This window comes from Streptomyces vietnamensis (assembly GCF_000830005.1).
Taxonomy (GTDB): domain Bacteria; phylum Actinomycetota; class Actinomycetes; order Streptomycetales; family Streptomycetaceae; genus Streptomyces; species Streptomyces vietnamensis.
Map to the genome: position 1 here is coordinate 8,299,994 of NZ_CP010407.1, position 13,039 is coordinate 8,313,032.

6 protein-coding genes are annotated in these 13,039 nt (G+C 71.7%); 5 read left to right on the forward strand and 1 reads right to left on the reverse strand.

Annotated elements, in window-relative coordinates:
- Nucleotide 1: 1 nt before the first annotated feature.
- Complete coding sequence (locus SVTN_RS36920; protein ID WP_041132975.1) at nucleotides 2–1,036, reverse strand: trypsin-like peptidase domain-containing protein; 1,035 nt, start codon at nucleotides 1,034–1,036, stop codon at nucleotides 2–4.
- 166 nt (nucleotides 1,037–1,202) lie between these two features.
- Here SVTN_RS36920 and SVTN_RS36925 point away from each other — a divergent pair, with 166 nt between their 5' ends.
- The 5 genes from SVTN_RS36925 (at nucleotide 1,203) to SVTN_RS36945 (ending at nucleotide 12,853) form a co-directional block, all read left to right on the forward strand.
- Nucleotides 1,203–2,066: a serine/threonine-protein kinase gene (locus SVTN_RS36925; RefSeq protein WP_052499525.1), complete on the forward strand. Its 864-nt coding sequence runs from the start codon at nucleotides 1,203–1,205 to the stop codon at nucleotides 2,064–2,066.
- An 11-nt stretch (nucleotides 2,067–2,077) separates the two neighbouring features.
- On the forward strand, nucleotides 2,078–5,446 hold the full coding sequence (locus SVTN_RS36930) for a serine/threonine-protein kinase (protein ID WP_041132976.1): 3,369 nt from the start codon (nucleotides 2,078–2,080) through the stop codon (nucleotides 5,444–5,446).
- Between the two features lie 392 nt (nucleotides 5,447–5,838).
- On the forward strand, nucleotides 5,839–7,299 hold the full coding sequence (locus SVTN_RS46285; protein WP_281192650.1) for a purple acid phosphatase family protein: 1,461 nt from the start codon (nucleotides 5,839–5,841) through the stop codon (nucleotides 7,297–7,299).
- Nucleotides 7,300–7,569: 270 nt separating this feature from the next.
- Nucleotides 7,570–11,478, forward strand: coding sequence for a Pls/PosA family non-ribosomal peptide synthetase (locus tag SVTN_RS36940; RefSeq protein ID WP_041132978.1), 3,909 nt, complete (start codon nucleotides 7,570–7,572; stop codon nucleotides 11,476–11,478).
- Between the two features lie 43 nt (nucleotides 11,479–11,521).
- Nucleotides 11,522–12,853 carry a M1 family metallopeptidase gene (locus tag SVTN_RS36945; RefSeq protein ID WP_041132979.1) on the forward strand — a complete coding sequence of 444 codons (1,332 nt, stop codon included), beginning with the start codon at nucleotides 11,522–11,524 and terminating at the stop codon, nucleotides 12,851–12,853.
- Nucleotides 12,854–13,039: the final 186 nt, after the last annotated feature.

The following is a 13,039-nucleotide window of genomic DNA, read 5'->3' on the forward strand; positions in this document are numbered from 1 at the left end:
CTCACAGCACCCCCGCCGCCGTCAGGTCCGCCCGCACCCGCTCGATCCTGATGCCTTGGTTCCGATACTCGCGGGTGTCGCCCTCCCCCTGGCACACCCAGCGGTGGTGCAGCCCGACCAACCGCCAGCGCTCGTCGAAGACGGGCGACCCGGAAGACCCCGCCTCGGTGTCCGTCCAGTACTGGAGCACTTCGTCGTCCACGTGGCGTACCAGATTGTGGTGCACACCCACCTTCTTGGCTCCGCCGTTGGGGTGCTGAATGATGTACACCCGGTCCCCGACGGCGACAGGTGCCGCGCCGTCCAGTGCCACGGTCGGGGTGCCCTCGGGGAGGCCGGGACGGGCCCTGACGACCGCCCAGTCGTGCTCCTCCCCTCCCACGATGGTGTCCGGCAGGCCCATGACGACGGTGTGGGCGAGGTGCTGTCCGTGGACGTCCTTCTCGTAACCGAACCAGGCTTCGACCCTCGTGGCCCGGGCGTTCCCGGGCCCCGGGTCGAACAGCACGTGGTGGTTCGTGAGGAGCAGATCGTCGCCGATGTGGAAGGCCGTGCCGTGGAATCGTCCGGTCGGGCGGGTGACCAGCAGCCGTGCCACGGCGGGGGCCAACTCGAGGCCGCGACGCAAGAAGGCCACGTCCAACAGGGAGTGCTCGCGGAAGATCTGCCTCTCCAGGGCGTCCGGGGAGGAGAACTCCTTCCACTCCCCGGGCCCGGCGGGCGGTTCGGGCGCCTCCACCACAGGCGGACCGTGCGTCAGTTCCCGCAGGCGGACCGCGACGGCCGCATCGGCGCCGGCCTCGATCCGGGCGAGCAACTGCCGCAGCCGGTTCTGGTTCCGGGCGCTCTCGATGAGGTCGTGCCAGACCAGATGCGCCGGCTGCCCCCAGTTGATCCGCGCTCTGGGGATGCCCGCCTGCTGGGCGAGGGCGGCGACGGAATCGATCTTCCAGTAGGTCTCGCTCAGGAGATCGCACAGCTCCCGCGCGGCCGGTTCGGTCCAGTCGAAGGGAAGTCTGTCGAGGAAGTCTGACATGGGCCCTCCCTCATGCCCAGCCCTCTGTAGGCCCCCCACGCCCACCCGCACGCCGACCCTGACTTCAGTATGCGCTGCACGGCGCGTTCGGGCATGCCGTCCCTGCTGCGCGTGCGGTGTTCCCGACGGACCATGGAAGGAGAATCCGGACGATGAGACGACAGCCATGGACCTGCACACGGACGTACGGCACCGGAGGATCGGCGGCTGGATCCTGGGACAGGAGCTGGGGCGGGGCGGCATGGGAGTGGTGTATGCCGCCGTGCACGAGGAGAGCGGCCGGCGCCGGGCCCTGAAGGTGATCCGCTGCGAGGTCGATCCCTCGCCCGAGGAGGCGGCGCGATTCGACCGTGAGATCGAGATCGGCACGGCGCTGCGCCATCCTCACGTCGTGCGCATGGAAACCTCCGGGCGGCAGGGGCGACTCTGGTACCTGGTCATGGAACGGTGCACGGCCGGCTCCCTGGCGGACCTGGTCCGCCGGCAGGGCCCCCTGCCCGCCGCGAGGGCGGTCCCGCTGTTCCTGGGAGCGCTCGACGGCCTCTCGTACGCGCACACCGAGGGCGGTACGGTGCACCGCGACATCAAACCCCAGAACCTCCTCCTGACGGCCGGTCCGGACGGCGCCGAGGTGGTCAAGATCGCCGACTTCGGACTGGCCAAGGCCTACGAGACGGCCGGCCTGAGCGGGCTCACCCGGACCGGAGGGTTCGGGGGAACCGCGGCGTTCATACCTCGCTCCCAGCTGGTCGACTTCAAGTACGCCAAGCCGTACGTCGACGTGTGGGCGGCCGCGGCTTCGCTCTACTACGCGCTCACCGGCCGGACGCCTCGCGACTTTCCGCCCGGTCGCGACCCGTGGCTGACCGTCGCGCACGCGCCCGTCGTGCCCGTCGCGGAACGGGAGGCGACCGTTCCCGAGCGTCTGGCCGCGGTGGTGGACCACGCACTCGACGACGATCCCGCCCGGGGCTTCGACACCGCCGACCGGCTCCGCGACGCGCTGCGGGAAGCGCTGCCCGACGCCTGAGCGAGGTGGTCATGACCGACGCATGGCAGCCCGGCACCACGGTGCTCGAGGAGTTCACCGTCGAACGGATCCTGGGATCGGGCGGCTTCGGAAGTGTCGCTCTGCTCCGTACGCTCCGCTCCGGTGAACGGTACGCGGCCAAACGACTGCACGAGACCGGCCCCTTGCAGCAGGGGCTGCTGATCGGCGAGGCGCGCCGGTGGATGGCGCTGCCCGCGCACCCCTACATCACCGAATGCCGCTTCACCCGGACCGTGCAGGACCGGCTGGTCGTCTTCAGCGAGTACGTGCCCGGCGGCTCTCTGGCGGACCGCATCCGGTCCGGAGAACTGTACGAAGGAGGCGGCCCGGAAGCCCTCCGACGGGCTCTCGGTGTTGCGGCACAGGTCGCGTACGGCCTCGACGCCGCCCACTCGGCCGGCCTCCTGCACCTGGACGTCAAGCCCGGCAACATCCTTTTCGACGGTGAGGGGGCCGCGAAGGTCACCGACTTCGGTCTGGCGGTCGCACAGCGGTCGGCGAACGGAGCCGGCACCGCCCTCGCGTTCACGGAAGGGGAGAACGACCCATGGCCGACCACCCGTGCACCGGGGCACACACAGGCCTACGCGTCACCCGAACAGGCCGAGGGCCGACCGGTCGGGCCGGCCGCCGACGTATGGAGCTGGGCCGTGACCCTCCTGGAGATGCTCGTCGGCGAACGGACCTGGCCGTCGGGCGCCGTGGCCGCCCTGGTCCTGGAATCAGCCCGGCACCAGCGGCTGACCGGCCGCTCGCTCGCGATACCGCCCCCTCTGGCCGAGCTGCTGGCGCGCTGCTTCCACGAAGATCCCGAGGCGAGGCCGAGTTCCCTGCGACAGTTGGCGGCCGCCCTGCGGGACATCGCCGAGGACGAGACGGGCGGTCCGCTCGCGGTGGAGACACCGCCTCGCGAGCCGACCGGGGGCTCACGGGAACGGGTGCACGGCCGCCGGTCGACCATCGGCTTCGAACGGGAGGACCCCTGGGAACTCCTCCGGGCTGCCTACGCGGCGGCGGGAATCGACGAAGCGGAGGCCACGGGATTCCGGCCGCAGCTCACCGGCGGCCGTAGGACTCAGCTCCTCGAGGAGCTGCATGTGCTGAACGAGGCATGGCGGGTCTTGTGGCGTCCGACCACCGCTCCGAGTCCGCTGCTGCGGGCCCGATGTGCCGCCTCGATGGCGGAGGTGCAGACAGGTCTCGGTGACTTGAGCGGTGCGGTCGAGCGCTATCGCGGCTGTGTGCGTCTCCTCGAATCCCTGCCGACGGAGGAGTCCCGGGGCCGGCTGGCGCCGGCACTGAACAGCCTGGCCATTCTCCTGCGCAGGCAGGGGGCCGTCGAAGAGTCGCTACGGGTCGCGGACCGCGCGATTGCGATGGCGCTGGAGCTGGTCGACGCGTACCCGGGCAGCAACGCCGTGGGAAACGCGCTGCTGACGAAGGCGAACGCCTTGTTCGGGAAGGACGGCGCGGAGGAGCTGTATGCGGCTGCCGTGGTCGCGATGCGTTCGGCGGGGGACGAGGTGGGCGAGGCCAAGGCCCTCGCGAGCCTCGCAGGGTGCCTGGCACGCAACGGCTCGCCGGAACGTGCCGACCGGCTCTGGGACGAGGCCGACCGCCTGCTGGCGAGACACGCCACTCCCGAGCACCACGACGTACAGGCGGCTCGGGGCGCCATGTGGCTGCAGCGGGCATCGGAGGCCGAACCCGGAAGCGACATCGAACTGACGTGCGCGAGGAAGGCGGTGGGTGCGTACGCCCCACTGGTCCGTGATCACGGGGTTCACGAATACTCCGGGGACCTCGGCCGGGCGCTGTTCCGCATCGGCCGCTGCGAGGAACGGCGGGGGATGCCGCAGAGGGCCCTGGCGGCCTACGGATTGGCGTCCGAGTGCCTGGAGACAGCCGTACTGCGGGATGGACTCGCCGAGTTCACCGGGCACCTCGCCAGGGCTTACGACCACGAATCGAGGTTCGTGGCAGACCTCCAGGACCCGGAGCGTGCGGTGGGCATCGCCCGGCGCGCGGTGGACATGTGGCGTCGGGTCACGGACTTGGACGGCCTTCACCGCACGGGGGGCTTCCTGGCCGAGGCGCTGCGCAAGCTCGCCGACGCGCTGCAGGACGTGGGACGCACCGATGAGGCGGAGGAGGCGGTCGTGGAAGGGATCGCGGTGACCGAGGATCCCGCGTTCCGTCGCGACGGCACGGGGCGTTTGATCGCAGCGGCGCTGCACCGTACCCGGGGGGTGGGGCATCGCCGCAGCGGCCGGTTCGACGAGGCCTGGCGTGAATGCGCCACAGCACTCGAGCTGCTGAGGGCGGAGAAGGGCGTGGAAGCGACGAAGAACCGCATCCTCGTCCTGGAGACGATGTCGGGCATCTGCACGGACTCCGGCCGCTACCGGCAGGCCCTGCTGATCGCTCAGGACGTCATGGCCGAGACCTTCCGTCAGGGCAGGGCCGGATTCCTGCGCGACGCCGATCTCGCCGACGCCATGGACCGGCTCGCCCGTGCCCGCTTCCACTACGGAATCGCCGACCACGCCGCCGTCGCAGCGCGCGAGGCGCTGAAGGTCTACGACCGGCTCATCACCGAAGGGCGCGTCGACCTGGTTGCCGCAGCCTCCAGAGCCCGGGTGCTGCTCGGGCAGTGCCTGCTCGCGGACGGTGAACTCGACTCCGCCGCACAAGAGCTGGAGACGGGCCTGAGGGCGTACGAGAACATCTCCGACCGGGATCTGGACCGCAGCATGGCGGGGCGCCGCGGTTCCTCCCCGGACGGGTTGCTGCGCACGGCACTGATCGAATCCATCGAGCTCTGGGTGGCGGAGGTGCGGGAGGCGCTGGGCGTCCGTCCCCAGACGCTGGCGCAGGAGCTCGACCGCCGCTGGGCGGACTACGAGGCGGGCCGGGAGTTGTTCCGGCACGGCGCTCCCCGGGAGGCGAGCCTGTTCCTCGAGCGCTCCGCCGGCATGCTCCGTTGGCTGGCCGAGGCGTATCCCGGAGAGCCCGTGGAACGGATCCGGGCCGAGACGCTGCTCCTGCTGGCGACCTGCGCGACGAGCTGCGAACGCGCCGGCGTCGCACGGCATGCCTTCCGCCGGGCGGCGGAGTGCCTGAGGCGCCTCACGACGGACCTCGGACGGCCCGAGTACGCCGACCGCTGGTTCGAGGCCTGCATCGCCCGGCTGAGCTGGCTCGTGTGGGACGGCGACGAACCCGAGGCACAGACCGTGCTCAAGGACCTGCGCCGAGAGGTGGGCGTCTTCCGCCCGGCGCAGCGGGAGACATGGGACCGGCGTGCCGAGGAGTCCATGGCCCAGGGGCGGAAACTACGTGAGCGCGCCCGCGCGTAGTTCCCTACGACTGGTCGTCGATTCGGCTTCACGAAAACTGTGTCTGAACCGAGGACCGGGAGCGGGGTGGTCAGCGGAAGTTCTGGCCGTACAGCCTCCAGTTGCGCTGGGCAACGCAACCAGTCGGGGGGCGTCCGCCGGAAAATTTTCGTTCAAGGCTGTTCTTCGCAGGCGTCAGGGCAGTCGATCGAACCTAGGGTTCACACGATCGACTTCCTTCGAAGAAAGGGCCTTTCATGTCGATTCCGCGCAGAACATTATTGGCTGGTTCGACGGCTGGTGCGGCCGCCGCCGCCGTAGGGAGTGCGGGAAGCGCCGAAGCCGCCGGGCGGCCGGCGGCCACGGCGTCGCCGTTGCTGCAACGCACACCCAGTCGTATCGGGGTTCCGGGTGTGGCCGGCCTGCACCTGCAGTTCGGTGCCGATCCCGCCACCGAGATGACCGTCTCCTGGATCAGCCCCCAGTCCGTCCGGCGTCCGCGGGTCCACCTCGGGTCACCGGACGGTGGCGCCGGGCGGGTGGTCGACGCCGAGACCCGTACCTACCGTGACGGGTTCTCCCAGCAGGAGGTGTACGTCCACCACGCCCGCATCGCCGGGCTTCGGCCGGACACCACCTACCTGTACTCGGCCGGGCACGACGGCGCCGCGCAGGAGACCGGGTCCTTCACCACGGCACCGCGCGGTCGTGCCGCCTTCACCTTCACCAGCTTCGGCGACCAGGGCACGCCCAATCTGCGCCGGACCCTCAAGTGGCCCACGAAGGAGACACCGCCGCCCCTCGGTCCTTTCCCGCTCTACACCAGCACTCAGGGCGGCACCGAGGCGTCCGCCGACATCGTGGCCGCGGTGGAACGGGTCGGTCCGCTGTTCAACCTGATCAACGGCGACCTGTGTTACGCGGGCGTGGCCGGCGCCATCGGTGAGGACCGTGTCGCGACCTGGGCCGACTGGTTCATCAGCAACAGCCGCTCGGCGCGGCTGCGCCCCTGGATGCCCTGTGTCGGCAACGGCGAGACCGAGAAGGGCAACGGCCCCCTGGGCCTCACGGGTTACCAGACCTACTTCGATCTGCCGGGCGGGACGACTGCCACCGACCCCGAGACCGGTGGCCTGTGGTACGCCTTCACCGTCGGCGCGGTCCGTTTCATCAGTCTGGCCAACGACGACGTGGCGATCGTGGACACCGGCGAAATCTATCTGCGCGGATACTCCGGCGGTGCGCAACGCCGCTGGCTGGAAAGGGAGTTGCAGGCGGCACGAGCAAGCACCGGCATCGACTGGATCGTCGTCTTCATGCACCACCCGATGATCTCCAGCCACCGCAGCGGCGGCAGCGACCTCGGAGTCCGCGAGGAGTGGGGCCCGCTCTTCGACGCGTACGGGGTCGACCTGGTGCTCTGCGGCCACGAGCACTACTACGAGCGCTCGCTGCCGCTCCGCGGAACCCTGCCGAACGAGGCCCGCACCCCGATCCCGGTCTCCACCAGCACCGATGTCGCCGACACCGCCAAGGGCACCGTGCACATGGTCATCGGTGGCGGCGGCAACTTCGCCACCACCCAGGACGACCTGTTCGAGGAACCCAAGGGCCGCGTCGTCGTCGCCGTGGGCAAGGAGCCCGAGGGCCGCCACCGCAAGCCGGTCTACATCACCGAAGACGCTCCCTGGCGCGCCGTCCAGGACCGCGTCCACCCCCATGGCTTCGCCGCTTTCGACGTCGACCCGGGCACCCGCGGCACCGGACGCACCCGGATGTCCGTCACGTACTACACCTTCGACGGCCCCTACGGAGAGCTGACCCCGGTCGACGCCTTCACCCTGGAACGCCCCCGCGCGGACGCCCGGCACTGACGCAGGCCCGTGCCGGGAATCGGCGAGAGGGTCTTGGCCGGCTGGTGCCAAGACCCTCGTGCCGTGATGGAGCACCACGCTGTGGCGGCGGCCACCGGACGCGCGCCGCCGCATTACCGGATTTCCTCGGCAACGCGCAAGGGATTCGACGAGGAAATCCCGGTCGGCGCACTAGACTGACGGGCTGTTTGGCGGCCGGATCGGAACAACCCGGGCAGACCCGGGCTCCACCGGCGACCCGGACGTTCCGGGAGCGAGACGCGAGGGCCGATGTCAGCCACATCTGAGCGCGGTGAACTCACTCTGCTCGACGACGGGGGGACGCACGAAGAGTCCGGCAAAGCGGCCCGGTTCTCCGCCGGGCCCGCCGCCCCGCCCCGTACGCTCGTCGACATCCTCGATGCGACCGTCCTGGCGTACCCCGACGAACTCGCCCTCGACGACGGCTCCGCCCAGCTGACCTATCGCGCGCTGGCAGCCGAGGTCGAGCGGCTGCGGCGCACCCTCGCCGCGGCCGGGGTCGGGCTCGGCGACCGGGTCGGCGTACGCGTGCCCTCCGGGACCAACGACCTGTACGTGGCCGTCCTCGCCGTGCTCGCCGCAGGCGCCGCCTACGTGCCGGTCGACGCCGAGGACCCGGACGAGCGGGCCGAGCTGGTCTTCGGCGAAGCCGGGGTGCGCGCGGTGCTCGGCGCCGGACGGTCCGTCGAGATCACCGGGGATCCCGCGCCCGGCCACGCCCCCGCGGCACGCCCCGGGCCCGAGCACGACGCGTGGATCATCTTCACCTCCGGCTCCACCGGCATGCCCAAGGGCGTCGCCGTCGGCCACCGCAGCGCCGCCGCCTTCGTGGACGCCGAGGCCGCGCTCTTCCTCACCGAGGAACCGATCGGACCCGGCGACCGGGTCATGGCCGGACTGTCGGTCGCGTTCGACGCCTCCTGCGAGGAGATGTGGCTGGCCTGGCGCCACGGCGCCTGCCTCGTGCCCGTCCCGCGCTCCCAGGTGCGCAGCGGTGCCGACCTCGGTCCCTGGCTGGTGGAACAGGAGATCACGGTGGTCTCCACCGTGCCGACCCTGGCCGCGCTCTGGGACCCCGCGGACCTGGGCGAGGTCCGGTTGCTGATCTTCGGCGGGGAGGCCTGCCCGCCCGAACTGACCCAGCGCCTGGTGACCGAGGGCCGCGAGGTCTGGAACACGTACGGTCCCACCGAGGCCACCGTCGTCGCCTGCGCCTCGCTCCTGACCGGTGAGGAACCGATCCGCATCGGTCTCCCGCTGAACGGATGGGAACTGGCCGTCGTCGACGAGTCCGGCGAGCCGGTGCCCATGGGCGGCAGCGGCCAGCTCGTGATCGGCGGCGTCGGCCTGGCCCGCTACCTCGACCCCGCGAAGGACGCCGAGAAGTACGCCCCGCTCGCCTCCCTCGGCTGGCAGCGCGCCTACCGCAGCGGCGACCTCGTCCGCGCGGAGCCGGAGGGTCTCGTCTTCCTCGGCCGCGGCGACGAGCAGATCAAGCTCGGCGGCCGCCGCATCGAACTGGGCGAGGTGGACGCCGCGCTCCAGGCCCTACCCGGCGTCGCCGGAGCGGCCGCCGCCGTCCGCACCGCGCGCAGCGGCAACCAGCTCCTCGTCGGCTACCTCGTCACCCAGGAGGGATGGGACCGTCCCGCGGCGGTCGAGCGGCTGCGCGCCGAACTGCCCGCGGCCCTCGTGCCGCTCCTCGCACCGGTCGACGAGCTGCCGACCCGTACCTCCGGGAAGGTGGACCGCGACGCGCTGCCCTGGCCCCTGCCCGAACTGGAATCCACCGGCCTCGTCGAGCAGCTCTACGGCACCGAGGCCTGGCTCGCCGAGCAGTGGAGCGAGACCCTGGGCGTGGCCGTCACCGGTGCCGCCGACGACTTCTTCGCGATCGGCGGCAACAGCCTCGCCGCCGCCCGGCTCACCACCCGGCTGCGCGCCCGCTACCCGAGCGCGGCCGTGGTCGACATCTACCAGCGACCCACCCTGCGCGAGCTCGCCCGCCACCTGGAGCAGTCCGTACACGATGGCGGCGCGGCCCGGACCGTCGCTCCCGTCCCGCTCCGGTCCCAGGTGACGCAGTCGCTGCTCCTGCTCCCGCTGTTCACCCTGGTCGGACTGCGCTGGACGGTGGCGCTCCTCGCCCTGGGCAACGTCCTGCACCGGTTCGGGGCCTACCCCTGGGCGCCCACCGCCTCGTGGTGGCTCGTCGCCGCCGGCGCCGCCCTGTTCCACAGCCCGCCGGGCCGGCTGGCCCTCGCGGCCGGCGGCGCACGCATCCTGCTGCGTGGGGTCGAGCCGGGACGCCACCCGCGCGGCGGTAGCGTGCACCTGCGGCTGTGGACGGCCGAACGACTGGCCGACCTCGTCGGCGCGACCTCCCTCACCGGCTCCTGGCTGGAGAGCTACGCACGCGCCCTCGGAGCCAAGGTCGGCCCCGACGTCGACCTGCACTCCCTGCCTCCCGTGACCGGCATGCTCAAGCTCGGACGCGGCTGCGCCGTGGAGTCCGAGGTGGACCTCTCCGGGCACTGGCTGGACGGCGACCGGCTGGAGATCGGCCCGGTCAAGGTCGGTGCGGGCGCGGTCGTCGGCACCCGCAGCGTGCTCTTCCCGGGCGCGCGGGTCGGCAAGCGGGCCGAGGTGGCCCCCGGTTCCGCCGTGACCGGGCAGATCCCGACCGGTCAGCGCTGGGCCGGAGTACCCGCCGTCAAGCTCGGCAAGGCCAAGCGGAACTGGCCCAAGGAGCGCCCGCCGCGCGCCGCCCACTGGCGCGCCCTGTACGGAGCGAGCGGCTTCTGTCTCACCCTCCTCCCCGTGCTCGCCGCCCTGCCGGCGCTGCTCGTCGTCAGCCGGTTCGTACCCGCCGACGCCGGGCTCGCCGAGGCCCTGCGCGGCGCGCTGACGGCCGTGGTGCCGGGAGCGCTCGCCTTCGGGTTCGCGTACGCGCTGCTGCTGCTCGTCCCGGTGCGTCTGCTCAGCATCGGGCTGCGGACCGGGACCCACCCGACGCACAGCCGGGTCGGCTGGCAGGCCTGGACCGTCACGCAGTTGATGGACCTCTCCCGGGAGACCCTGTTCCCGCTGTACGCCGGGCTGGTCACCCCCGTGTGGCTACGGCTGCTCGGTATGAAGATCGGCCGGGGCGCCGAGGTGTCCACGGTTCTCGCGCTCCCGAGCCTGACGACCGTGGGCGACGGTGCGTTCCTCGCCGACGACACCCTGACCGCTCCTTGTGAACTGGGCGGAGGCTGGGTCCGCATCGGACACTCCGAGATCGGGCGCCGGGCGTTCCTCGGCAACTCCGGAATGACCGCGCCGGGCCGCAGCGTGCCCGACGACGGGCTCGTCGGCGTCCTGTCGGCCACTCCGAAGAAGGCCAAGAAGGGCAGCTCCTACCTGGGCCTGCCGCCGGTCAAGCTGCCGCGATCCGCGGCCGACGCGGACCGGAGCCGTACCTACGACCCGCCCGCGCACCTGTTGTGGGCCCGGGGCCTGGTGGAACTGTGCAGGCTCGTCCCGGTGTTCTGCTCGGCCGCGCTCTCCGTCCTGACCGCGGCCGCGCTGTGCGCCCTGATCGCGACGAGCGGGATCGGGTCCGTGGGGGCCGCGCTGCTGTCCGGAGCGGTCCTGCTCGCCGCCGGGGCGACCGCCGCGGTGGTCTCCGTGGCCGCGAAATGGCTGCTTGTGGGCCGGCACCGGACGGGGGAGCACCCGCTGTGGAGCGGCTTCGTGTGGCGCAACGAACTGTCCGACACGTTCGTCGAGGTCCTGGCCGTGCCCTGGCTCGCCGGATCGGTGCCGGGGACCCCGCTCCACACGCTGTGGCTGCGGGGTCTGGGGGCCCGGATCGGCCGGGGCGTGTGGTGCGAGAGCTACTGGCTTCCCGAGACGGACCTGGTGACCCTTGGCGACGCCGTCACCGTGAACCGCGGCTGTGTGTTGCAGACGCATCTCTTCCACGACCGGATCTTGAGGACGGATACTGTGGTCCTCCGCGAGGGCGCCACCCTGGGTCCGAACGGAATCGTCCTGCCCGGAAGCACGGTCGGGGCCCGCAGCACACTGGGACCCGCCTCTCTCGTGATGGCCGGGGAATCCGTCCCCGCCGACACCCGCTGGCTGGGCAATCCGATCGAGGCGTGGCGGGCCTGAAGGGCTGCGGCGTACGAGCACAGGGCAGGGAGCGGAAGCGGCAGTGAGCGGCCAGAGGACAACGGCGTCGGACCCGTACTTTCCGGCCAACGGCGATTCCCGGTACCGCGTGCACCGGTACGAGATCACCCTGGACTACCGCCCCGGCCCCAACCGGCTGGCCGGGACGGCCCGGCTCAGCGCGATCGTCGGCCGGGCGCAGCTCACCGAGTTCGCCCTCGACCTGGCCGAGTTCAAGATCGGCCGGGTCCAGGTGGACGGCCGGACGCCCCACTACAGCCACCGGGGCGGCAAACTGCGCGTCCGGCCGGCCAAGCCCCTCCCCGCGGGAGCCGCCTTCACCGTGGAGGTGCACTGGTCGGGCAACCCCAAGCCGGTACGCAGCCCCTGGGGCGGCCTCGGCTGGGAGGAACTGACCGACGGCGCGCTCGTCGCGAGCCAGCCGGTCGGCGCGCCTTCCTGGTACCCCTGCAACGACCGGCCCGCCGACAAGGCTTCCTACCTGCTCTCGGTCAACACCCCTTCCTCGTACGCGGTGGTGGCCGGCGGCCGCCTCCTCACCCGGACGACCAAGGCCTCCACGACCACCTGGGTGTACGAGCAGACCGCCCCGACCTCCAGCTACCTGGTCGGCCTGTCCATCGGCATGTACCAGACCGTGCTGCTCGGCGACCCCGGACTCGGCGGTGTTCCGCAGAGCGCCCACGTACCGGCGCATCTGCTGCCGAACTTCTCCCGGGACTTCGCCCGGCAGCCCGCGATGATGCGGCTCTTCGAGGAACTGTTCGGCCCCTACCCCCTGGGCGAGTACGCGGTCGTCGTCGCCGACGAGGAGCTGGACGTGCCGGTGGAGGCCCAGGGGCTGTCCCTCTTCGGCGCCAACCACGTGGACGGCGTACGGGGTTCGGAGCGGCTCATCGCCCATGAGCTCGCTCACCAGTGGTTCGGCAACAGCGTGACCATCGCCGACTGGCGGCACATCTGGCTGAACGAGGGCTTCGCGAAGTACGCCGAATGGCTCTGGTCGGAGCGCTCCGGCGGCCGCACCGCACAGGAACTGGCGCTCGCCGCACACCGGTTGCTCGCCTCGCAGCCGCAGGACCTGGTCCTCGCCGACCCCGGCCGCAAGCTGATGTTCGACGACCGCCTGTACCAGCGTGGGGGCCTCGCGGTGCACGCGATCCGCTGCGCGCTGGGTGACGGGGCGTTCTTCCGCATGCTGCGCGACTGGGCCGGCGTGAACCGCCACGGCGTCGTGACCACCGCGAGCTTCGCCGCCCATGCGGCCCGCTACGCGACCGAGCCGCTGGACGGCCTGCTCGGGTCCTGGCTCCACGAGCCCTCCCTTCCCCCGCTGCCCGCCCCGCCGCTCTAGGGCCTGTCGACGCCGAGGCGTCCCGTACGTCCCCACCCGTTCGGCGTGGCCGGTGCCTCTGCGCCCGACATGGCGCGGTGCGCGTCGACTCCTTGACCTCCCGTGGGCGCTCAACCATGCTTTGTTGCGGCACGTGAGATGCGTGTCGTAATGAGCAACGTCTGCTCAGGTCTCGTATCAGCCGAG